The organism is Streptomyces sp. NPDC028419 (assembly GCF_055565515.1).
In genome coordinates this window covers 20,380-42,913 of sequence record NZ_JBVHUE010000012.1, presented here as the reverse complement: position 1 = coordinate 42,913, position 22,534 = coordinate 20,380, and the positions used below count along the sequence as shown (strand labels likewise).

18 protein-coding genes and 2 pseudogenes are annotated in these 22,534 nt (G+C 73.5%); 12 read left to right on the top strand and 8 right to left on the bottom strand.

Going from position 1 to position 22,534, the window contains the following annotated elements:
* Positions 1-92: 92 nt before the first annotated feature.
* A pseudogene (locus ACZ4UB_RS16190) lies at positions 93-242 on the top strand (TetR family transcriptional regulator); the annotation flags it as partial.
* Between the two features lie 138 nt (positions 243-380).
* On the opposite strand, the gene ACZ4UB_RS16185 reads toward ACZ4UB_RS16190, so the two are convergent.
* Positions 381-923, bottom strand: coding sequence for a TerD family protein (locus ACZ4UB_RS16185; protein ID WP_468070648.1), 543 nt, complete (start codon positions 921-923; stop codon positions 381-383).
* 172 nt (positions 924-1,095) lie between these two features.
* On the opposite strand from ACZ4UB_RS16185, the gene ACZ4UB_RS16180 reads away from it, so the two are divergent.
* On the top strand, positions 1,096-1,911 hold the full coding sequence (locus ACZ4UB_RS16180) for a glutamate ABC transporter substrate-binding protein (protein ID WP_468070647.1): 816 nt from the start codon (positions 1,096-1,098) through the stop codon (positions 1,909-1,911).
* Positions 1,912-1,941: 30 nt separating this feature from the next.
* Here the strand turns inward: ACZ4UB_RS16180 and ACZ4UB_RS16175 are convergent, their stop codons facing one another.
* Entirely contained in the window at positions 1,942-3,111 is a 1,170-nt protein-coding gene (locus ACZ4UB_RS16175) for an alpha/beta hydrolase (protein WP_468070646.1), read from the bottom strand.
* Positions 3,112-3,384: 273 nt separating this feature from the next.
* Here ACZ4UB_RS16175 and ACZ4UB_RS16170 point away from each other — a divergent pair, with 273 nt between their 5' ends.
* Positions 3,385-6,669 carry a TIM-barrel domain-containing protein gene (locus ACZ4UB_RS16170; protein WP_468070645.1) on the top strand — a complete coding sequence of 1,095 codons (3,285 nt, stop codon included), beginning with the start codon at positions 3,385-3,387 and terminating at the stop codon, positions 6,667-6,669.
* Between the two features lie 168 nt (positions 6,670-6,837).
* Here ACZ4UB_RS16170 and ACZ4UB_RS16165 read toward each other — a convergent pair.
* Positions 6,838-7,662, bottom strand: a pseudogene (locus ACZ4UB_RS16165) (LysR family transcriptional regulator); the annotation flags it as partial.
* A gap of 71 nt (positions 7,663-7,733) precedes the next feature.
* Between ACZ4UB_RS16165 and ACZ4UB_RS16160 the strand changes: the two are divergent.
* From ACZ4UB_RS16160 to ACZ4UB_RS16140, 5 genes are all read left to right on the top strand, one after another.
* On the top strand, positions 7,734-8,681 hold the full coding sequence (locus ACZ4UB_RS16160) for a Rossmann-fold NAD(P)-binding domain-containing protein (RefSeq protein ID WP_468070644.1): 948 nt from the start codon (positions 7,734-7,736) through the stop codon (positions 8,679-8,681).
* A gap of 272 nt (positions 8,682-8,953) precedes the next feature.
* The gene (locus ACZ4UB_RS16155; RefSeq protein WP_468070855.1) at positions 8,954-10,456 is read left to right on the top strand and encodes an FUSC family protein; all 1,503 of its coding nucleotides are present in this window, start codon (positions 8,954-8,956) and stop codon (positions 10,454-10,456) included.
* Positions 10,453-10,689 carry a WCX domain-containing protein gene (locus ACZ4UB_RS16150; protein WP_468070853.1) on the top strand — a complete coding sequence of 79 codons (237 nt, stop codon included), beginning with the start codon at positions 10,453-10,455 and terminating at the stop codon, positions 10,687-10,689. The genes ACZ4UB_RS16155 and ACZ4UB_RS16150 overlap by 4 nt, the downstream gene beginning before the upstream one ends.
* Positions 10,690-10,885: 196 nt before the next feature.
* Positions 10,886-12,022 carry a nitric oxide synthase oxygenase gene (locus tag ACZ4UB_RS16145; RefSeq protein WP_468070643.1) on the top strand — a complete coding sequence of 379 codons (1,137 nt, stop codon included), beginning with the start codon at positions 10,886-10,888 and terminating at the stop codon, positions 12,020-12,022.
* 50 nt (positions 12,023-12,072) lie between these two features.
* Positions 12,073-13,245 carry a lactonase family protein gene (locus ACZ4UB_RS16140; protein WP_468070642.1) on the top strand — a complete coding sequence of 391 codons (1,173 nt, stop codon included), beginning with the start codon at positions 12,073-12,075 and terminating at the stop codon, positions 13,243-13,245.
* An 88-nt stretch (positions 13,246-13,333) separates the two neighbouring features.
* Here ACZ4UB_RS16140 and ACZ4UB_RS16135 read toward each other — a convergent pair whose 3' ends face one another.
* The 3 genes from ACZ4UB_RS16135 to ACZ4UB_RS16125 form a co-directional block, all read right to left on the bottom strand.
* Entirely contained in the window at positions 13,334-14,257 is a 924-nt protein-coding gene (locus ACZ4UB_RS16135; protein ID WP_354379386.1) for a sirohydrochlorin chelatase, read from the bottom strand.
* 96 nt (positions 14,258-14,353) lie between these two features.
* Positions 14,354-15,040: a uracil-DNA glycosylase gene (locus ACZ4UB_RS16130; RefSeq protein ID WP_468070641.1), complete on the bottom strand. Its 687-nt coding sequence runs from the start codon at positions 15,038-15,040 to the stop codon at positions 14,354-14,356.
* 43 nt (positions 15,041-15,083) lie between these two features.
* A complete protein-coding gene (locus tag ACZ4UB_RS16125; protein WP_468070640.1) occupies positions 15,084-16,172 on the bottom strand; it encodes a WD40/YVTN/BNR-like repeat-containing protein in 1,089 nt (362 codons plus the stop codon).
* A gap of 219 nt (positions 16,173-16,391) precedes the next feature.
* On the opposite strand from ACZ4UB_RS16125, the gene ACZ4UB_RS16120 reads away from it, so the two are divergent.
* The 4 genes from ACZ4UB_RS16120 to ACZ4UB_RS16105 all read left to right on the top strand — a co-directional run bounded on the left by ACZ4UB_RS16120 (position 16,392) and on the right by ACZ4UB_RS16105 (position 20,314).
* A complete protein-coding gene (locus ACZ4UB_RS16120; protein ID WP_468070639.1) occupies positions 16,392-17,744 on the top strand; it encodes a wax ester/triacylglycerol synthase family O-acyltransferase in 1,353 nt (450 codons plus the stop codon).
* Positions 17,745-17,827: 83 nt separating this feature from the next.
* Entirely contained in the window at positions 17,828-18,907 is a 1,080-nt protein-coding gene (locus tag ACZ4UB_RS16115) for an NADH:flavin oxidoreductase/NADH oxidase (RefSeq protein ID WP_468070638.1), read from the top strand.
* Between the two features lie 109 nt (positions 18,908-19,016).
* A complete protein-coding gene (locus ACZ4UB_RS16110) occupies positions 19,017-19,367 on the top strand; it encodes an ArsR/SmtB family transcription factor (RefSeq protein WP_354379391.1) in 351 nt (116 codons plus the stop codon).
* A gap of 209 nt (positions 19,368-19,576) precedes the next feature.
* Positions 19,577-20,314: a class I SAM-dependent methyltransferase gene (locus ACZ4UB_RS16105; protein WP_468070637.1), complete on the top strand. Its 738-nt coding sequence runs from the start codon at positions 19,577-19,579 to the stop codon at positions 20,312-20,314.
* Between the two features lie 25 nt (positions 20,315-20,339).
* Here ACZ4UB_RS16105 and ACZ4UB_RS16100 read toward each other — a convergent pair whose 3' ends face one another.
* On the bottom strand, positions 20,340-21,698 hold the full coding sequence (locus tag ACZ4UB_RS16100) for an FAD-dependent oxidoreductase (RefSeq protein ID WP_468070636.1): 1,359 nt from the start codon (positions 21,696-21,698) through the stop codon (positions 20,340-20,342).
* Between the two features lie 52 nt (positions 21,699-21,750).
* Positions 21,751-22,491: a DUF305 domain-containing protein gene (locus ACZ4UB_RS16095; RefSeq protein ID WP_468070635.1), complete on the bottom strand. Its 741-nt coding sequence runs from the start codon at positions 22,489-22,491 to the stop codon at positions 21,751-21,753.
* Positions 22,492-22,534: the final 43 nt, after the last annotated feature.

Below are 22,534 nucleotides of genomic sequence, written 5' to 3'. Positions count from 1 at the left end.
CTCGGGTAGGGGGGGGATGGGTTCTATGCTTTTTCCCCTTTGTCTTTTCTCTCCCCCCCCCCCCCCCCCCCCCCCCCCCCCCCCCCCCCCCCCCCCCCGCCGTGGAGTTCCTCCCGGCGCAGCTGATGGGCGTCCTGCGGATCCGCCCCGTCCTGGAGGGCCGCTACGCCGACGCCGACTACCTCGTCCGCTTCGTCGACGCCGCGCTGCTCCCCGCCCTGGGCCTGGCTCCGGTCCCCTGAAGACCGGCGGGCGGCCGTCTTTCGATGACCGGACGGCCCGCCTGCCCGCGCTGCCTCGTGGGGACGGTGGCAGCGCACCCCGCGGACCGGGTGGCGGACGCTCCAACAGGAGCGGCCGCCACCCGGTCCGCGCTCGTTTCAGCCGCCGGCCCCGGGGGTGTCGCCCATGGTCCGGAGGTACTCCTCCGGACCGGCCGTCGAGCCGTGCACGGCCGCGTCCAGGGACCACGCGCCCCCCGCGTCCCGCGTGAACACCGCGACCGTGGCCGCCGTCGCGCCGGCCACGCCCGCGACCGGGCCCTCGGCGACGAGGTCGACGTACCCCTCGCGGATCCGCAGGGCCATGCCGCCGATGTCACCGAAGGTCTTCGAGCCGTCGTCGTCCTGGATGACCACGCCCACGACCACGCGGCGCAGCCGCTCCGACATCCGGTCGAGTTCGAGGGTCATCACCTCGTCGAAGCCGAACCCCTGGCCGGTGCGGCTGTCCCGGTTCAGGGTGACGGTGCCGTCGGGGGCCCGATGGTCGAAGTGGACGACGTACTCGGGCGTGCCCCGCAGGTCACCCTCCGCGTACACCGCCGCGATGATGTCGAGGTCGTTCGCGGGCTCACCGGACGCGCTGGGGTCCCATTTCAGCGCCACCTCCACCCGGGCCAGACTCTTGCGTACTCCACTCACCGAACTCCCCCTCCAGGTCATGTGCGTTGCCCCCGTACCCCTTCATGCTGTCACGGGGATCTTCGCGCCCGACCGGATCGTTATCCTCAAGTTTCGCTCAGATGTAGTGACGCTGTGCTCACGGGCTTTCTAGCTTCTCCAAGCAAGCCGTTACCATCGGAGAGAGTCCAGCATGAAGGTTTCCCAGGCCGGTGCGGTCGCCGCAACGATCGCCCTAGCCCTGACCACCTCCGGGTGCGGCGGGAACGACGACGCCAAACACACGATCCCGATCGGGATCAAGTTCGATCAGCCGGGCCTCGGGTACCGGGCGGCGGACGGTACGTTCTCCGGGTTCGACGTGGACGTCGCCCGCTACGTGGCCAAGGAGCTGGGCTACAAGCCCAGCGAGATCGAGTTCAAGCAGGTCTTCAGCGCCGACCGGGAACTGCTGATCCAGTTCAACGAGGTCAAGTTCGTCGCGGCGAGCTATTCGATCAACGACAAGCGCAAGGCCAAGGTCGACTTCGCCGGCCCGTACTTCCTGGCCCACCAGGACCTGCTGGTCCGCTCCTCCCAGGCCGACATCACCAAGGCCGAGGACCTCAACCACAAGAAGCTCTGCTCGGTGACCGGCTCCACCTCCGCCGAGAACATCAAGGGCAGCCTCGCCCCCAAGGCGGAGCTGCTGGAGCTGCCGGGCTACTCCGAGTGCCTCGTCGCCCTCCAGGACAGCCAGCTCGACGCGCTGACCACGGACAACACCATCCTCGCCGGCTACGCCGCGCAGGAGGGCAACCAGGGCAAGTTCAAGCTGGCCGGATTGAACCTGAGCAAGGAGAACTACGGTATCGGGATCAAGAAGGGCGACAAGGACCTCCAGAAGAAGATCAACGCCGCGCTGCGCAAGATGGAGCAGGACGGGTCCTGGGAGAAGTTCGTCAAGGCCAACTTCGGGGCGGCCAACTACAAGAACGAGCCCGCCCCGGCGATCACCGAAGGCAGCTGACCCGACCGTCGTCCCGATCGTCGCGACCGCCTAGGCGGTCGGGACCGGTCCCCGCATGTGCTGGCTGATCCACTGGATCAGGCCGCCGTCGTACATGCCGGGGACGTAGCTGTAGGCGTCGTGCCCGCCGCCCTCGTCGACCCGGAACTTCGTCCGGACCGGGCCGACCCCGTACTGCTTGATGAACTTCTCGATGGGCGGCCGGTTGCGGATGTCGCTGCCCTTGGTGCCGACCTGGAAGGCCAGGTAGACCTCGGGGCCCTGGCGGTCGAGCAGCTTCTGGGCGAGCTCCGGAGGGCTGTTCTGCGCCTTCTCCCGCGGGTGTCCGTTCCACAGTCGGGAGTCGGGAACGATGTCGGGTCCTCCAGCGATCACGGCCTTGAACTGGTCCGGCTTCTGCAGCACCGCCTTGAGCCCCGCGAAACCGCCCGAGGAACTGCCCATGAAGGCCCACCCGTCGCGCGAGGCGATGGTGCGGAAGGTGGCGCGGACCAGGTCCGGTACGTCCTCGGTCAGCCAGGTGCCCATCTTGGGCTGGCCGGGGATGTCGCTCCCGTCCCAGTAGAGGCCGTCCCTGTCGGTCTGCGGGTTCAGGACGGGCATGGCCAGGATGAAGGGCAGGCTGCTGCCCTCCCGCGACCACTTGGAGATGCTGGACTCCAGCTTGAGGTGCGGGTCCATCCAGTAGTTGTTCGGGTACCCGGGGCCGCCCGGCAGGGCGATCATCACGGGGAACCCGCTGTGCGCGTAACGGGGTTCCTTGTACTGCGGGGGCACCCACAGCCAGACCTTCCCGGTGAAACCGGACTTCTTCCCCTCCAAGGTCGTGACCATGACCTTGGTGCCGTCCTCGGGGACGGTGGCGGCGATCCGCAGCTCCGGTCGGGGTCCGGTCGGCATCAGGGTCAGCGGATCGGCGGGGGCGGCCGCCGGATTGCCGGCCCGGACCGGTGGCCGGCCCTGGGCCTGGCCTTGGTCCGGGCCCTGGCCCTCGCCCTGGTCCTGGTCGAAGCGGACGACGTCACCCGTGTCCGAGAACACGTCGTCGTACGCCAGCGCGCATCCGACCGCGCCGCCCACCAGCACGACCGCGGCCACGGCGCCGATCCAGCGACGCCGGAGCGTCCTGCGGGGCGACGGCTCCGGGGTCGGCTCCGGGTCCGGGTCCAGGTCCGGGGTCGGTGGTGTGCGGTGTTCCATGGGGCCGCTCCTGTTGCCTCGTCGCCGTGTTGGCTGCGTCGTCCGGTCCGGTCGTCACGGTAGGAGAGGCGGGGTCGAATGCCGCGGTTCGCCACCAACGGGTATGAACAGCGCGAACGGTGAGCCGTGTTCAGCCGGCAGGGCGTGCTCGAAGCTGCGCGATAATGCGTCACTTCGAGCATCTTCCTTCACGTGAACCTGTGGGCGCGCTATGTTGCCCGGTGCATGCCAAAGAGCTGTGTCCGTTTCCCGGACCGCACGAGGAGCTGCCCCATGAGACTCGCCCCCCACCTCCTGCCACCGCTCCCACCCCTGTTCCGGCGCTCCCGGCGCTCCGGCGGGACCCCGCCCCCGTCCCGGCGTCGCGCCCGCCTCGCCGCACTCCTGGCCGGCGCCCTCGCCGTGGCGGGCCTGGCCGCCGCGGGACCGGCGGCCTCCCTGGCGGAGGCCGCGCCCGCCGCCTCCGCCGCGGCCGCGTCCACGGCCGGCAACGCCACCGGAGTGAGCCAGTCCGCGAACACCTTCACCGTGACCTCCACCAGCGGCGCCAAGGTCCGCGTGGTGGTCGCGCGGGCCGATGTGTTCCGGCTCTGGCTCTCCCCGGACGGCGCCTTCACCAACGACCCCGCGGGCGCCGACCTGGCCCCCACCACCGACTTCGGCCCGGTGAACGCCGGATTCACCGACGCCGGCAGCTATTACAAGATCACCACGGGTTCCACCGCCGGCTCCGTCTCGATCCGCGTGAACAAGGCGCCGTTGCAGTTCTCCGTCTACCGGGCCGACAACGCCACCCTCGTCTGGCAGGAGTCCCAGCCGACCAGCTGGACCGCCGGTCAGACCACCCAGTACCTGGCCCGCGGCGCCGACGAGCAGTTCTACGGAACGGGCCTGCGGCTGGGGGAGTGGGCCCTGCGCGGCAAGACCGTGCCGGTGGCCGTGGACAACAAGTGGCGGGAGAACAACAACGCCAGCCCCGCCCCCTTCTACATGTCGACCAACAACTACGGCGTCATGCGCAACACCTGGGCCCCGGGCTCGTACGCCTTCAACGCCCCCAGCGCGCTGACCCACGACGAGAAGCGCTTCGACGCCTGGTACTTCACCGGCGATTCCCTCAAGTCCGTGCTCGACGCCTACACCGACGTCAGCGGCAAGCCGTTCATGGCCCCCCTGTGGGGCTTCGAACTCGGCAACGCCGACTGTTTCAACGCCTCCAACCCCGCATACCAAGGCGACCACGACCGGCTGCGCCACCAGACCACCCCGGACGTCGTCGGCTACGCGAGCGACGCCCGCGCCGCCGACATGCCCTCCGGCTGGTTCCTGCCCAACGACGGCTACGGCTGCGGCTACACCGCCCCCCTCAAGTCCACCGTCGACGCCCTGAAGGCCAAGGGCTTCCAGACCGGACTGTGGACCTCCACCGGCCTCGGCTCCATCAAGGACGAGGTGTCCGTGGCGGGCAGCCGGGGGGTCAAGACGGACGTCGCCTGGATCGGCGGCGGCTACAAGACCGCCTTCACCGGCGTCCAGCAGGCCGTCGACGGCATCGAGAAGAACTCCGACGCCCGCCGCTACGTGTGGACCGTCGACGGCTGGGCGGGCACCCAGCGCAACGCCGTCGTCTGGACCGGGGACACCAACGGCACCTGGGACGACATGCGCTGGCACGTCCCCGCCATCGCGGGCGCCGGCCTGTCCGGCCTGAACTACGCCTCGGGCGACATCGACGGCATCTTCGGCGGCAGCCCCAAGACCTACGCCCGCGACCTCCAGTGGAAGGCCTTCACCCCGGCCTTCATGACCATGTCCGGGTGGGGCGCGACCGGCCCGAGCGCCGGCTACCAGGACAAGCAGCCCTGGCGGTTCGCCGAGCCCTACCTGTCCATCAACCGCAAGTACCTCCAGCTCAAGATGCGACTGATGCCGTACCTCTACACGATGAGCTCCGTCGCCCACGACACCGGCGTCCCCAGCACCCGCGCCATGGTCCTGGACTATCCCGACGACCCGGTGGCCCGCGGCAACCTCACCAGCGGCCAGTTCATGGCGGGGGACTCCTTCCTCGTCGCCCCGGTCGTCTCCGACACCGCGGTCCGCGACGGGATCTACCTCCCCGCCGGGACCTGGACCGACTACTGGACGGGCAAGACCTACGCCGGACCGGGCTGGCTGAACGGCTACGCGGCCCCCCTCGACACCCTGCCCCTGTTCGTCAAGGGCGGAGCCATCGTGCCGATGTGGCCCCAGATGAACTACGCCGGCGAGAAGCCGGTCTCCACCCTCACCTACGACATCACCCCGCGCGGCGACTCCACCTTCTCCCTCTACGAGGACGACGGCCTCACCCGCGCCCACCAGAACGGCGCCTTCGCCCACCAGAAGGTCGACGTCAGCGCGCCGACCACCGGTTCCGGCACCGTCACGGTCTCCGTCGGCGCGCCCACCGGCAGCTACGCGGGCAAGCCCGCCTCCCGCGGCTACGAGTTCACCCTCCACGTCGCCTCGGCCCCCGCCACCGTCACCGCGGACGGCGCCGCCCTCACCCGCATCGGCTCCAAGAGCGCCTACGACGCGGCGACGACCGGATGGTTCTTCGACCCGGCGGACCGGGCGGGCGTGCTGTGGGTCAAGACCGGGACGAAGTCCGCGGCCTTCACCGTCTCCGCCACCGGTACGACGGTCCCCGCGGCCCAGCCGATCCCGACCACCGCCACCCCCGTCCCGCAGGCCGGCTGGTCCCTGGTCTCCGCGGACAGCCAGGAGACGAGCGGCGAGAACGGCGCCGCCACCAACGCCTTCGACGGCAACCCGGCCACCCTCTGGCACACCGCCTGGTCCTCCGGCACCCCGGCGGCGCTGCCGCACGAGATCAGCATCGACCTCGGCGCCCGCTACGCGGTGGACGGCCTCGGCTACCTGCCCCGCCAGGACGGCGGCAGCAACGGCCGGATCGGCGGCTACGAGGTGTACGTCTCCGACAGCACCACCGACTGGGGCTCCCCGGTGGCCACCGGGACGCTCGCCGACACCGCGGCGGCCAAGACCGTACCGCTGGCCGCGAAGACCGGCCGCTACCTGCGGCTGAAGGCGCTCACCGAAGCGGGCGGCCGCGGGCCCTGGACCAGTGCGGCCGAGATCACCCTCACCGGGCGGCCCGCGCCGCTGCCCACCGACGCCACCCTGGTCAACGGCGCCTCGGGCAGTTGCGCGGACCTGCCGCACAGCGCCACCGCACCGGGCACCGAACCCACGCTGTACACCTGCCACGGCGGGCCGAACCAACACTGGAGCCTGCAGGGCGACGGCCGGCTCACCGGGCTCGGCGGGGTCTGCCTCGACTCGACGGCCGGGGCCACCGGCGCCGTGACCGTACGGGCCTGCGCCCCCGCTCCGGTCCCGGCCGCGCAGAGCTGGCAACAGGGGCCGGACGGCAGCCTGCGCACCGCCGGTCAGTGCCTGGTCCCGACCGGCTCCGCCACGGCCAACGGGACCACGCTCCGGCTGGCCGCCTGCACGGGCGCCGCGGCGCAGCGCTGGACCTTCACCCCCTGACGGACACCGGGGCCGCCGCGGGGGGGGGGGGGGGCCCCCCCCCCCCCCCCCCCCCCCCCCCCCCCGCCCCCCCCCCCCCCCCCCCCCCCCACCCCTGTCCGCGCGGGCCTCGGCGACCAGCTCGGCGGTCAGCGCCTCGACGTAGGGCTGCGGCGCGCGCCAGCGCACCGCGATCACCCCGAGGTGCCGGGCGGGCCGCGGCGGTTCGACCTCGACCGCCACCGCTCCCGGCCCCGGGGCCAGCGACACCCGGGGCACGAGCGAGACTCCGACACCCGCCGTGACCAGCGACTGCGCGAAGAAGTAGTCGGTCGTGGAGGCGGCGACGCGCAGCTCGAAACCGGCCTGCGCCGCGTACCGCCGCAGGTACGCCTCCGTCTTCAGGCAGCCCAGCACCCACCGCTCGGCCGCCAGCTCGCCGAGCCCCAGCGAGCCCCGTTCCGCCAGCCGGTGGCCGCGCGGCAGCACCACCGACAGCGGATCGTCCATCAGCGGCGTCCAGTCCAGCGCGGGCCGGCTCCCGGGTCCCGATGGCCGGGGACCGTCGAAGTGGTAGGTCAGCGCCAGATCGGCCGTGCCCCGGCGGACCATCGTCAACGCCTCCTCCGGCTCGGCCTCCAGGACGGTCAGCTCGACCTCGGGGAGCACGGCCACGAAGCGCGCCAGCGCGCCGGGCAGCATGTGGCGGCCACCGCTGGTGAAGGTGGCCAGGGTCAGTCGGGGGCGCTCCGCGCCCAGCCGGTCGATCCGCCGCCGCACCCGATCGAGCTCGTCGGAGATCGACTCCGCCGCCTCGACCAGCAGCCGGCCGGGCTCGGTGAGGGTGACCCCGCGGGTGCTGCGCACCGCGACCGGGTGACCGAGCGTCCGTTCCAGCGCCGCGATGTGCTGCGAGACCGCCGACGGGGTGAGCAGCAGCGCCCCGGCGGCCCTGTTGAAGCTGCCGTGCTCGGCGACGGCCCGCAACACGCGCAGCCGCTGCACATCGATCATCAGTTTTCCTTCATACGGATTCAGTAAGTGGTCGGTTCCGCTGGGGACCGGCCGGCGGCAGAGTCGGGGGCATGCGAAACATATGCGTCATCGGCGGAAGCCGGTACTTCGGCAAGCACCTGGTCGCCCTGGAGCGGGACGCCGGCCATGCGGTCACCGTCATCAACCGCGGCTCCGCCGAGCCGCTGCCCGGCACCACCCGCCTCGTCGCCGACCGCGACGACGAGCGGCAGCTGCGCGAGGCCCTCGGCGAGCGCACCTTCGACGTGGTCATCGACCAGATCTGCTACACCCCGCGGCAGGCCGCCCTCGCCCGCCGGGTCTTCGCGGGTCGCACCGGGCGGTACGTCATGACCTCGACCATGGAGGTGTACGACCCCGCCACCTTCGCCGTCCCGCCCGCCCAGCCCGGCCCGACCGTCCCGAGCGCCGGCACGGACACGGGCGCCGTGCTCACCGAGGACCACCTCGACCTCGCCGCCCTGCCCCCGGCGCGGGGTGGCGGCGCGCCGGACCCCGCGACCGCCTACGCCGAGGGCAAGCGCCGGGCCGAAGCGGTGCTCCTGACCGACCCGGAGTTCGACACCGTGTCCGTCCGGACCGCCCACGTGCTCGGCGGCGGCGCCGCGGACTTCACCGGGCGGCTCGCCCACTACGTCGAGCGGATCGCCGCGGATCGCCCCCTGGACGTCCACCCCGACCCCCGCCCGACCTCCTTCGTGCACCACGAGGAGATCGCCCGCTTCCTGCACTGGGCGGCGGCCGGCACCTTCACCGGAGCCGTCAACGCCGCCTCCCACGGCGCGCTCGACGTGACCGGGCTGGCCGAGCTGATCGCCGCCGGGGGCGGCCCGCGCCCCCGCTACCGCACCGTGCGCGACGGCGCCGCCTCCCCGTTCTCCTTCGACCGTTCCTACGCGATGGACAACGGGCGGGCCGCCCGCCTCGGCTTCGCCTTCTCCCGGGTCGCCGACTGGCTGCCGGGGGCCGTCGCCGAGGCCCGTGCGCAGGCTGTCTGAAGAGGTGGTCCGACGGTCCGCTGCCGGCCACCCGGCAGCCCTCGTGACTGGGCCAATGGCCCAGTCGACGGAGGCTGAGTTGAGCCGTTGGGCCTCCGGGTGGTTATCTGTGCCGTATCCATGTACTTACGGCGCCGTGCAGCGCCGGACGGCGACGAGGCCGCTCCGGAGCACGGTGCCTTCGCCGTGTCCGCCCACGCCCACCACCCCGGGCCGTCGCGCGACCGGCGAGCGCAGCATCGCAAGGGGGGCGGCACACCGCCGTGAAGAGGATGTTCGTGGCTCCGGATCCGGGGCGTCTGAGACTGCGCAACTCACTGCGCGCCGTGGTCGGCATCGGCCTCGCCGTCACCGCTGCCGAACTGTGCGGCTTCTCCCTCACCGCCTCCATCACCGGAGGCCTGACCGCACTGCTCGCCCTGTTCACCGTGACGGACGCCAGCGTGCGCGCCCAGCGGGCGACCACCGCCCTGCTGCCGGTGGCCGGATTCCCGGTGCTGGCCCTGGCCACGTGCCTGCACGGCGTCCCGCTCGCCCGCGACGCGGCGTTCCTCGCCGTCGTCTTCTGCGGGGTCTACGCCCGCCGCTGGGGCCCGCGCGGCCATGCCCTCGGCATCTTCGCCTTCATGAGCTTCTTCGTCACCCAGTTCCTGCACGCCGTCCCCGCCCAGCTGCCCGAGCTCTACGCCGCCGTGGCGCTCGCCATGCTGGCCGCGGGCGCGGTGCGGTTCCTGCTGTGGCCCATCGAACGGCGCAACCCGCCCGCCGCCGTGCCCCCGGGGCTGCCCGGGCGCGGCTTCGCCCGGCCCACCACCCGCCAGGCGCTCCAGGCCACGGCCGCCTGCGCGGTCGCCCTGTCGCTGGGCCAGTTCTTCTCCGAGGACCGCTGGTACTGGGCCGTCGGCACCACGTGGTGGATCTTCGTCAACACCACCTCGCGGGGCGAGACGCTGGTCCGGGGCTTCCGCCGGGTGCTCGGTACGGTCATCGGCATCGTCGTCGGCCTGCTGATCGCGATCCCGCTGCACGGCGCGCCCGCGCCGACGGCCGCGCTGGTCGCCGTGTGCGTCTTCGGCATCTTCTACACCGCCCCCGTGTCCTACAGCTGGATGATGCTCGCCGTCACCGTGATGGCCGGGCTGCTCTACGGCCTCCTCGGCGTGCTGAACCCGGCTCTGCTGGTGCTGCGCCTGGTGGAGACCGGGGTCGGTGCGGTGTGCGCCGCGCTCGCCGTGGTCCTCGTCCTGCCCGTCACCACCCATGCCACCAACGACGCCTGGATCCAGCGCGCCCTGCGCTGCGTGCACGCCGCCACCGCGGCCGCCGCGGCCCGCCTCGCCGGCTCGCCGACCGCCGACCCGGCCCCGCACGCCGCGGAGCTGGAGCTGCTGCTGGCGCGCGTACGGATGGCGCTCGCGCCCCTCGTCCATCCGCTGAGCCCCTTCCGCGACCGCCGGGCCCGTGCCCGCCGGGTCATCGCGCTGCTGGACGACTGCGCCCGCGAGGTGCGCGGCCTCGCCGCCGTCGCGGCCGACCCCTCCGCCTCCCACGACGCCCGGCTCGCCGCCGCCTGCTGGCGGGTCGAGGCCGCCGTGGAGGCGCTGACCGCGCCCATCACCGACCTCGGTCAGGACCGGGAGCCCGCGGCCGCCGCCACGCCCCCGCCGCTGGCCGAGCCCGCGCTCGCCCACCTCCACGGCCTGGAGCGGGCGCTCTCCGAACTGGCGCACCCGCTGCGCTCGGACCGCCCCTCCCCGCTGGTCAGCGCTGGCTGAGGGGCGTCGTCCGGCGCGGCGCGGCGGCCCTGGCCGAAACCGGAATGCCCGAGGGGGGCGGCTGGACGCGCGCGGTGGTGCCCGTCGGGTCCGTCGACCACGCGCTCGGCACCTTGCCGGCCCTGGGCGCGGAGGTCGAAGCGCTCGCTCCGCCGGAGCGGCGGGCGAGGGGCGCCACCACCGTCGCGGAGCTGGTCCGGCGCTACGGAGCGTGGCCGAATACCGCTGGTTGAGCCTTCGTCGTGCCGCGGATCCTATGTCGGTGCCCCTGCTGGCGCAGCCATTCGCGCACATTTCACTCGAACGAGTGTTCCGGGGTCAGCTGTCTTACGTGGCTGACCTGCGGCCCGTACAAAGAGTGATGCCGCATCGCACATTCATCTGACATGTACAGGGTGGATCTGCCCGGACAGGGGGTAACCGCACGAAATGGAAATTCTGCATCAGACGCCGACGGCCCATCAGGTGTGGGAAGAGGCGCAGGAGTTCATCGAGCTGTTCCACCGGGAGAATCCGGAGGCGGGTGATCCGGCCAGGCGACTCGAAGCCGTACGGGCGGAGTTGGCGGAGACCGGAACCTACCGGCACACCCACGACGAGGTCGTCCACGGGGCCCGGGTCGCCTGGCGCAACAGTAATCGGTGCATAGGTCGGCTGTACTGGAACTCGCTGCGCGTGCGCGACCGCAGAGGGCTCACCGGGGCGGACGAGATAGCCGAGGAGTGCTTCGAGCACCTGCGGGACGCGACCAACGGCGGGCGGGTGCGCCCCACGATCACCGTCTTCGCCCCGGACGCCCCGCACCGCCCCGGGCCACGGATCTGGAGCGAGCAGCTGATCCGCTACGCCGGATACGGCGACGAGGACTCGATCCCGGTGGGCGACCCGCGCAACGCGTCCCTGACCCGGACCCTGTGCCGACTGGGCTGGACCGGCGCCCGCGGCGGCGCCTTCGACCTGCTGCCCCTCGTCGTGCAGGGCTGTGACGACAAGCCCCGCTGGTTCGAGCTCCCCGAGGACGCCGTGCTGGAGGTGCCCATCGAGCACCCGGAGGGCGACCACTGGGCGGACTGGGGGCTGCGCTGGCACGCGGTTCCGGCGATCTCCAACATGTGCCTGGAGATCGGCGGCATCCACTACCCGGCCGCCCCCTTCAACGGCTGGTACATGGGGACCGAGATCGGCTCCCGCAACCTCGGCGACGAGGACCGCTACAACCTGCTGCCCGAGGTGGCGCGCAGGATGCGTCTGGACACCTCCAGCGACCGCTCGCTGTGGAAGGACCGGGCGATGGTCGAGCTGAACCGGGCCGTGCTCGACTCCTTCGACCGCGCCGGGGTCACCATCGCCGACCACCACACCGAGTCCCGCCGCTTCCTCTCCCACATCGACCGGGAGGAGCGCAAGGGGCGCGAGGTGGGGGCGGACTGGTCCTGGATCGTGCCCCCGATGTCCGGCTCGGCGACCCCGGTCTTCCACCGCACCTACGAGGACCGCAAGCAGAGCCCGGCGTACGTCCAGCACGCCGGCGCGCGGGAACGCGCCCAAGGGCGAGATTTGGTCTAGACCCCTCTGTTACCGTCGGCCCCGGACGAACCGACGGAAAGGGGAAGACCGTGGGAAGTGCGGACCGGGGCGGCGAGCGGGCGGATGCGGGCGGGCACGGCGACGAGGGCGGGACGGCGGCCGGGCCCGCGGAGTCCGGGCCCGCGGAGTCCGGGCCCGCGGAGTCCGGGCCCGCGCGCGGACGGCGCGCGTACGTCGGCTCGTTCACCGCGACGGGCGGTCGCGGCATCACCACGGCGACCGTCGATCCGGTGAGCGGCGCCCTGACTCCGATCGCCACCACCGACGCCCTCGACGACCCCTCGTACCTGGTGCTCGGCGCGGGCGGTTCCGGCGCCGCGACGCTCTATGCGGTCAGCGAGACCAAGCGCGGCGCCGTCGGAGCCTTCCGGCCGACCGCCGCCGGGCTCGTGCCCCTGGGTTCCCCGGTCGCCGTGGACGCCTCCGGGCCCACGCACCTGAGCCTCGCCAGTGGCCACCTGGTCACCGCGAACTACACCTCGGGCAGCGTGAGTACGCTCGCCCGCGCCGCCGACGGGCGCCCGGTCGGCCCGGCTTCGGTGCTGCGCCACCACGGCTCCGGCCCCGACGCCGACCGGCAGCGGGAGCCGCACGCCCACCAGGTGCTGCCGGATCCGAGCGGGCGCTGGGTGCTCAGCGTGGACCTCGGCACCGACTCGGTCCGCGTGTGCGCCCTCGACCCGGCCACGGGCGCCCTGCGGGTGCACTCCGAAGCCCCGCTGACGCCGGGTCACGGTCCCCGGCACCTCGCCTTCCACCCCGGCGGAGCGCTGCTCTACGTACTGAACGAGCTGCGGCCGCTGCTGACCGTCTGCCGGTGGGACGCGACCGCCGGGACAGTGGAACCGGTCGCGGAGGTTCCGGTCGCCCCAGAGGGCGGCTCAGGGGTCGCACGGGCCTATCCCTCGGCCGTCGTCGTCTCGCCCGACGGCCGGTTCCTCTGGGCGGCCGTCCGCGGCATCGACGTGATCGCCGCCGTCGCCCTCCCCGGCGACGGCGCGCGCCCCCAGCTCACGGGCAGCGTGTCCTGCGGCGGTCGGTGGCCGCGCGACCTTGCCCTGGACCCGGCCGCGCGGCGGCTGTACGCCGCCAACGAGCACTCCGGGGACGTCACCTGGTTCGACGTGGACCCGCTGACCGGCTTGCCGCGGCGCGCGGGTTCCGTCCCGGTGCCCGCCGCCACCTGCGTCGTCTTCGACTGAGGGCCCGCCGGCGGGGTCCCGCACGCGAGAGGGCCCGCCCCCGGACCTGATGGTCCGGGGGCGGGCCCTCGTGCGGTGCGGGAACGGTTCAGTGCACCGGGGCGTCCAGGGCGATGCCGGCCGCGCGGCTGTACTGGGCGACGGCGAGCTTGCCGAGCGCCGGGTACGCGCCGAGGGCGTCGGCCGCGGCGCAGCCGGCCTCCTTGCACGCGGTGTCGACCAGACCGTCGGCGGCCTCCGGCCCGATCAGGTAGGGGGCCAGTGCCAGCTGGACGGCGCCGGAGGACTGGCGCAGCTCGTCGGCGACGGCGGCCACGGAACCCTCCTGGTCCAGGGCGGCGGCCATCACCGGCACCGCGAGGCGCGCGGCCAGCAGCATCCCGGTGATCCCGGCGGCCTGGACGGCCTCCGGGCCACCGGTGGTGGCCAGGATGATGCCGTCGGCGGCGGTGGTCACGGTGAACAGTCGGGCGCGGTCGGCACGGGCCAGGCCCGCCTCGGAGAGCCGTACGTGCACGGCCTCCGCCAGCAGCGGGTGCGGACCGAGCACGTCGGCCAGCTCGACGGCGGCGGCGCAGTCCATCATCGCCTGGCGGATCCGGCGCAGCAGGTCGCTGTCGGGGCCGACGAGCAGCGGGACCACCACGGCGTCCGGGCCGCTGGGCGGGGGCACCTCCTGGCCGCTCGCGCGGGCGAACTCGGCGCGCGCCGCGCGCTGGTGTCCGATCGCGGTCAGGACGCCCGACAGGGCGGGGAACTCGGCGCCCGGGGTGTCATCGCCGTCGAGGAAACCGATGTGCGCGTCCAGGCCGGGCAGCTCGGAGCGCCCGATGCTCAGGATCTCCTCCGCGTACCCCCGCGAGGCGGCCGAGGGCACACCGGGCACGGCGAGCACCAGCGCGGGAGCGCCCTCGGGCGCCACCGCGGGCTCGGGCCGGCGGTGCCGTCCGGTCTGGCGGGGTCGCGGCATTCGTACGGGCAGGCCATTCGCGGGCCCAGTGGGGGAGCTCATGGCGCCGCATGCTACTGGCTTTCCCGGACCGGGGGTTCGGGCAGGGCCCGGTCGAGCGGCATCTGTCCGTATTTATCCGGTGAAGTTCAGATACGATCAACTGACGGACGGCAAGCGCCAGTCCACTGGCTGTGACCCTTGGCGGACCAGCAGGTCGTTTGCCCTGCTGAAGGGCTTGGACCCGAAGAACCCGCGGTCCGCCGACATGGGGGAGGGGTGCGCCGCCTCCAGGGCCGGCAGCTCCCCCAGCAGGGGGCGCAGATTCCGGGCATCTCGGCCCCAGAGCACCGAAACCAGCGGCTTGCCGCGGGCCACCAGGGCCCGGATCGCCTGCTCCGTCACCGCTTCCCAGCCCTTGCCCCGATGGGCGGCGGGCTTGCGCGGGGCCGTCGTCAGGGCGCGGTTGAGCAGCAGGACGCCCTGGCGGGTCCAGGGGGTCAGGTCGCCGTTCGCGGGCCGGGGCACGCCGAGGTCGCTGTGCAGTTCCCGGAAGATGTTGTCGAGGCTGCCGGGCACCGGGCGCACGTCGGGGGCCACCGAGAAGGACAGCCCGACCGCGTGCCCCGGGGTGGGGTAGGGGTCCTGCCCGACGATGAGCACCTTCACCTCGTCGAAGGGCTGCTGGAAGGCGCGCAGGACGTTCGCCCCGCTCGGCAGGTACGTCCTGCCCGCCGCTATCTCGGCGCGCAGGAAGTCGCCCATCGCGGCGATCTGCTCCGCCACCGGTTCCAGAGCGCGGGCCCAGCCCGGCTCGACGATCTCGCTCAAAGGTCGTGCTGCCACGCTGCGCAACTGTAGTTGATGCGTGGCGGCGGTCGGTTCCCCGTCAGTCGATCACCGCGGCCCGTACGCACAGCACGTCGGGCAGGTGCCCGGCCAGCAGTCGCCAGGTGTCGCCGTCGTCGGCGCTGGCGTACAACTCGCCGTTGCGGTTGCCGAAGTAGATGCCCGCCGGGTCCGCGTCGTCCGTGCAGAGGGCGTCGCGCAGCACCGTTCCGTAGTGGTCGCCGGAGGGCAACCCGGCGCTGAGCGGCTCCCAGCTGGCCCCCGCGTCCCGGGTGCGGAAGACCCGGCAGCGGTGGTCGGCCGGGACCCGGTCGGAGTCGGCGTTGAGGGGGAAGACGTAGGCGGTGTCCGGCCGGTGGGGGTGGGCGGCCACCGCGAAACCGAAGTCGGACGGCAGGCCCGCGCCGATGTCCGTCCAGCGCGCCCCCGCGTCGTCGCTGCGGTAGACCCCCCAGTGGTTCTGCAGGTAGAGGCGGTCCCCGTCCCCCGCGTCCTGGGCGATCTTGTGGACGCACTGGCCGAACTCGGGCTGCGGATCGGGCAGGAAGACCGCGGAGACCCCCTGGTTGGAGGGGGCCCAGCTCGCCCCGCCGTCCTCCGTGCGGAAGACCCCGGCCGTGGAGACGGCGACGGTCACCGCCTCCGCGCGGGCCGGATCGGTGATCACGGTGTGCACGGCCTCCCCGCCGCCTCCGGGCACCCAGGCCGCGCGGGTGGGGTGCTCCCACAGCGGGCGCACCAGCTCGAAGGTCTCGCCCCGGTCGGCGGAGCGGAACAGTGCCGCCGGTTCGGTCCCGGCGTACACCACGCCCGGGGCCTCGGGGCCGGCCGGATGCAGTTGCCAGACCCGTTCCAGGGAGGCGCCGGTGTCCGGGGGGAACTTGACCGCGGGCGCGGCCGGCTCGTGCCAGGTCGCGCCGAGGTCGTCGGACCGGAAGACGGAGGGCCCCCAGTGCAGGCTGTCCGCGCCGACCAGCAGCCGGGGCGCGGGGCCGCGCCGGTCGATGGCCACGGCGTAGACCGCCTGCGCGTTGAAACGCGGTTCCTCGAACGCCCAGCGGTCGTCGGCCCCCCGGCGGCCGATGAAGAGCCCCTTGCGGGTTCCTGCGAGCAGTAGCACGTCGGACATGGCCGACACCTCCCGGACGTCGTTGTCCCTGGGACGATCCCTTCCGGCCAGTCTGCACCCGGCCACTGACAGTGACCCGGCAAGCACGCGGGGGAGCGCGGTCGCGCTGACCTGCTGATCGATCCTGATCGACAGATGGATCGAGCCAAGTGGTTACTTGATCGTACGGAGCCGGAAAGGGTTCACTTCTGCCTTCTGCTGACGTGTGAGAGGCGATCCGTGTCCACCGAGCACCTCCCCCCGCTCGACCTCGCCTTCTGGCGGATCGAATCCGCCTCCCATCCCATGCACCTCGGCGCCCTCGGCGTGTTCGAGGCCGCCGGTCCGGACGCGGCCGCCCGCGCCGCCGAGCTGATCGCCGAGCGCTGCGCCGACGTGCCCCGGCTGCGCCGCCGGATCCACGACGTCCTGCTGCCGGTGGGGGCGGCCGCCTGGTCGCCCGCCCGGGACTTCGACCCGGCCCGGCACGTGTCCCTCGTGCGGCACGCGCACGCGGACCCGCACGCCGCCGCCGGGCCGCTGATGGCCAGGCCGCTGGAGCGGGGGCTGCCGCCCTGGGAGGCCCACGTGCTGGCCGGGCCGGATCCGGCCACCTTCGCGGTGCTCTTCAAGTTCCACCACGCCCTCTCCGACGGGCTGGGCGTCCTCGCGCTGGCCGCCGGGCTGTTCGACGAGGGGCAGTCGGTACGGGGCTCCGCGCGCCCCCCGGGCCGCGCGGAGCGGCGGAGCGGCGACCGCCCGCCGGCCGGCTCCGGCTCGGCCCTGCGCCGGCTGCCCGGGGCGCTGGCGGCGCGGGTCCAGGACGTCGGACAGGCGCTGGAGATCGGCGCCGCGGTGGCCCGGTCGGGGTTGCCCTTCGGTGTGCCCGACGGGCTGAGCGCGGGCGGCGGCGCCGCGGCCGGCACCCGGGCGCTCGCCGGGGTCGCGCTCGACCTGGACGACGTGAACCGGATCCGCAAGGTCGCCGGGGGCACCGTCAACGACGTGCTCATCGCCCTGGTCGCGGGCGCCCTGCGGCGCTGGTTGCTCGGGCGCGGCGAACCTGTGCACGGCGGCAGCGGGCCGCGCGCCCTCATACCCGTCTCCCGCCGGCGCACCCGCGGCGGCTCCGACGGCGGGAACCGGCTCTCCGGTTACCTGCTGCGGCTCCCGGTCACCGAGGGGGAGCCGCTGCGGCGCTTGGACGCCGTGCGGGCGGACATGGACCGGAACAAGGAGGCCGGGCCGGCCCGGGGCGCGGGGGCGGTGGCGCTCCTCGCCGACCACGTGCACCCGCTCGGCCACCGGCTCGGCGGGCCGCTGCTGGCGCAGGCCGCGCGCCTGCTGTTCGACATCCTCGTCACCAGCGTGCCGCTGCCCGGGTTGGGCTTCTCGCTCGGCGGCAGCGCGGTCCGCGAGATCTACCCGCTGGCCCCGCTGGCCCAGGGGCACGCGTTGGCCGTCGCGGTCTCCAGCTATCGGGGGACGGTGCACTACGGCCTGGTGGCCGACGGGGCCGCGGTCCCGGACCTGGACGAGCTGGCGCTGGCGCTGCGGACCGAACTCGAAGAACTTGTACGAGAGGTCTCGTAGTACGAGGGATTCCGTAGTACGGTGTGTCTCGTACTTAGTCGTCGTGCCCGGCTCCCGCCGGCCGCATCCCGTGGAGAGTCCAGATGAGTACCACCCTGTTCGAGCCCTACACCCTCCGTTCTGTGACCGCGCCGAACCGCGTGTGGATGGCCCCGATGTGCCAGTACAGCGCGGAGCCCACGGGCCCGCGGGCGGGTGTGGCCCACGACTGGCACTTCGCGCACTACGCGGCCCGCGCGGTCGGGGGCACGGGGTTGATCCTCCAGGAGGCCACCGCCGTCTCCCCGGAGGGCCGGATCTCGCCCTACGACCTCGGCATCTGGAACGACACCCAGGTCGAGGCGCTGCGCCGGATCACCGACTTCCTCAAGGCCCAGGGCACCGTCCCCGGGATCCAGATCGCCCACGCGGGGCGCAAGGCGTCGACCGACGCGCCCTGGAAGGGCGGCGCCCCGATCGGCCCCGAGGGGCACGGCTGGCAGCCGAGCGCGCCGAGCGCGGTGCCCTTCGCCGAGGGTCACCCCGTGCCGCACGAGCTGACGGTGGAGGGGATCCAGGAGGTGGTCGAGCAGTTCGCGGCCGCCACCCGGCGCTCGCTGGCGGCCGGTTACCAGGTCGTGGAGATCCATGGCGCGCACGGCTATCTGATCGGGGAGTTCCTCTCCCCGCACAGCAACCGGCGCACCGACGAGTACGGCGGCTCCTTCGAGAACCGGATCCGCTTCCCCCTCGCCGTGGTGGATGCGGTGCGCGCCGAGTGGCCCGAGGAACTCCCGCTGTTCTTCCGGATCTCCGCCACCGACTGGCTCGAAGAGGGCGGGTGGACCGCCGATGAGACGGTCCGGCTGGCCGAGGTGCTCGAACGGCACGGGGTGGACCTGCTCGACGTCTCCACCGGTGGGCTCGCCCCGGACGTCCGCATACCCGTCGGCCCCGGCTACCAGGTGCCGTTCGCCGCGCGGGTCAAGGCGGAGGCCGGATTCCCGGCCGCGGCGGTGGGGTTGATCACCGAGCCGGCGCAGGCGGAGAAGATCGTGGCCAATGGCGAGGCGGATGCGGTGCTGCTCGGGCGTGAACTCCTGCGCGACCCGCACTGGGCGCGGCGCGCGGCGGGTGAGCTGGGGGCGGAGGTCCGTCGCCCGAACCAGTACCACCGCTCCTGACGGGGGTGCGTGCCGGGTCGCGGGTGTCGTCTTGCGCCGGATCCCCGGCGGGCGATGTACTACGATGGTTCTCGTACCATCGTGGTGTCCAGTGAGTGGAGGAGTACACATGACGGAGCCCAGCGCCACCGCCCGTTCCCTCGACCACCCGTCTCCCGCCGAGATCCGGTTGGAGAGCGTGCTGCACGCCCTCTCCGATCCGGTGCGGCTGTCCATCGTCCGCGAGTTGGCGGGCGGAGGCGGTGAACTGGCCTGCTCGTACTTCGAGTTGCCGGTGACCAAGTCGACGAGCACGCACCACTTCCGGGTGCTGCGCGAGAGCGGGGTCGTGCGCCAGACCTACCGCGGCACCACCAAGCTCAACGACCTGCGCCGGGATGACCTGGAAGCCCTCTTCCCGGGCCTCCTCGACGGCATCCTGACGGCCGCCTCCGCCGAGGCGGAGCGCGCGGCCGACTGACACGAAAGCCCGCCCGGGGGCGCCGCCCGCGCCCCCGTGGAGCCCCTCGGCGGGCCCTTCAGCGGCCGTGCGCGCGGGGGCCGGTCGGGGAGCGTCGGTCCTCGTGGCGCCGCTCGCCAGAGGGGCGGTCAGGGCTTCGGTGTACCCCGCCTGACCTGGCCTTTCGCCAAGATGCGGCCTAGGGTTTCCCTATAGGGGAAGGGGGCCGGATGGACCGGAACATCCGCACCATCGACGACGTACTCCAGCTCATGGACGGGCTGTTCGCGCCCGAAGCCGACCGCTGGACGGCCGGGGCGGCCGACTGGTGGGACGGCTTCTACGCGGACCGGAGCAGAGCCGTGCCGTTCTTCGTGGCGAAACCGGACGAGCACCTGGCCGAGGCGCTCGACCGGGGCGTGATCGCGCCGGGCCGCGCGCTCGAACTCGGCTGCGGGCCCGGCCGTAACGCCCTCCACCTCGCCTCGCTCGGCTTCGAGGTGGACGCGGTCGACCTGTCCCCGGCGGCCCTCGCCTGGGCGGGGGAGCGCGCGGCGGAAGCGGGCCTCGACGTCCGCTTCCACCACGGCGACATCTTCGACCCGGCCGCGGCGACGGCCTGGAGCGGCCCGTACGACCTCATCCTCGACTCCGGCTGCTTCCACCACCTGCCACCGCACCGCCGGATCAGCTACCTGGCCCTGCTGGAGCGGTCGTTGGCCCCCGGCGGCCACTTCTCGCTCACCTGCTTCGCGGCGGGGGAAGCGGGCATGGGCTCCGAGCTCCCCGACGCCGAGTTCTACGGCCAGGCGCGCCTCCACGGTGGCCTCGCCTACACGGCGCAGTCGCTCCGCGCGATCTTCGCCGACCTCACGGAGGTCGAACTCCGCCGCATGCGCGACGAACCGCCCGCTTCCCCGCGCTTCGGCGAACCTTTCCTCTGGGCCGGCCTGTTCCGCCGGCCTTAGGAACCAGACCCCGGCCCGAGACGGCCTACTCCCCGGTGGCCGCCGCGAGGAGGCCCGGCCAGTCCGGGATCTTCACCGAGCGGCGGCCCAGGGAGCGGCCCAGCGACGACTCCGCGGCCTCGATCGCCAGCCAGCCCGGCCACAGCACGGGGGTCAGGCCCGCCGCGCGCAGGGCGTCCAGGGGGTCACCGGGCAGCTCGCGCCGGGCCAGCGCGCCCGCGTCCTGCAGCAGCGAGGAGGCGGTCTCCTTCGCGCAGGGACGGTTGGTACCGATGACCCCGGTCGGGCCGCGCTTGATCCAGCCGGCCACGTACTCGCCGAGGGAGGCCCGGCCGTCCCGCAGGACCCGGCCCGCCGCGTGGGGGACCGTACCGCGCGCCGTGTCGAAGGGCAGCCCGGACAGCGGGACGCCCTGGTAGCCGACCGACCGCAGCACCAACTGGGCGTCGATGTCCTCGAACGTCCCGGTTCCCGACACGCCCCCGCGCCCGTCCGGGGCGGTGCGCTCGAAGCGCACCCCGCGCACCCGTCCGTCCGCCCCGCCCAGCACCTCGACGGGCCGCAGGAAGAACCGCAGGGTGATCCGCCGCGCCCCCGCGTCCGGCGGGTGCGCCGTCCAGTCCCGCAGCACCTCCACGTTGCGCCGGTTCACGGCGGGCAGCGCGGCCGCGGCCGCCGGGTCGGCGTAGGCGGGATCCCGTGTCAGCTCGTCGGGCAGGACCGTGGTGTCCACCCCGGGCAGGGTGGCGAGTTCGCGCAGCTCCTTGGTGGTGAACTTGCCCTGCGAGGGCCCGCGCCGGGCCACCATGGCCACCTCGCGGATCCCGCTGGCCGCCAGTGCCCCCAGGGCCGGTTCCGGCATGTCGGTGAGCCGGAGCTCCGGTGCGCCGCGGGCCAGGATCCGGGTCACGTCCACGGCGACGTTCCCCGCCCCGACCACCACCGCCGCCCGCACGTCGGTGAGGCCGAAGGCCGCCGCCGCCGCGTCCGGGTGCGCGCTGTACCAGGAGACGAAGGCGGTCGCCGAGTGCACCCCGGCCAGCTCCTCGCCCGGGATCCCCAGCATCCGGTCCCGTGCGGCGCCCACGCAGTACACCACCGCGTGGTACAGCTCCAGCAGCCGCCCGGTGGTCAGCGTCTCCCCGCCCACCTCGACATTGCCGAGGAAGCGGATCCGCTCGTCCTCCAGGACGCCGCGCAGGCTGCCCTGGAGCGATTTGATCTTCTCGTGGTCGGGGGCCACGCCGTAGCGCACGAGCCCGTAGGGGCAGGGCAGTCGGTCCAGTACGTCGACCCGCACGCCCGGCACCTCGCGCTGCTGGACCAAGGTTTGTGCGGCGTAGACCCCGCTCGGGCCCGAACCGACCACGGCGACACGAAGCACGGAGGGTCTCCTTCCGCAGAGGGATCCAGCATGGCACCGTCGTCCCGGACCGTCAGCCCATCGCGCGCATCCGGCGTACCTCGGCGCTCTGCTGGGCGACCACTTCGTTCGCCATCTCCTCCACAGCCCCGTTGTTCCCGCCCGCGAGGGCCTCGCCCGCCATCGTCACGGCCCCTTCGTGGTGGGCGATCATCAGACGGAGGAAGAGCCGGTCGAAGTCCGGGCCCGTGGCGGCCGTCAGCTCCGCCAGCTGCCGCGCGGTGGCCATCCCGGGCATGGCCGCCCCGCCGTGGTCGTGGGCCGCGGGACCTTCGGTGGCCCGGCCGCTCCCGCCCGTCGGGGCCGTGCCCGGGTCCGGGTGGTTGGCCAGCCAGCTCTCCATCACCGCGATCTCCGGCCGCTGGGCCGCCGCGATCCGTTCGGCCAGCCGCTTGACCGGCTCCGCCGAGGCGCGCTGGGGCGCCAGCGCGCTCATCGTCAGGGCCTGCCGGTGGTGCTCGGTCATCCGGCGCACGTAGCTCAGGTCGGCGGCGTTGGGGCTGTCGTCGGGCCGTTCCCGCGCGGCTTGACCGGGGGAGAGGGTGCGGGACCCCTCGCCCGGCCGGCCCGGGGCGATGACCACCGGCCCGGCGGCGGCCCCCTCGTCGTCACCGCCGACGCGGCAGGAGGTCAGCCCCAGAACACCGAGGGCGCCCGTGGCACCGATGACGCCGAGGACGAGGGCGGGGCGCAGGGCAGTCGCGATGCGCCGGCGGACCAGGCGTGCCGCGATGCGCGCTGTTGTCATGGCCATGCAAAGGAAGATACTGCGGGAGTCGGGGGTACTGGTTCCGTTC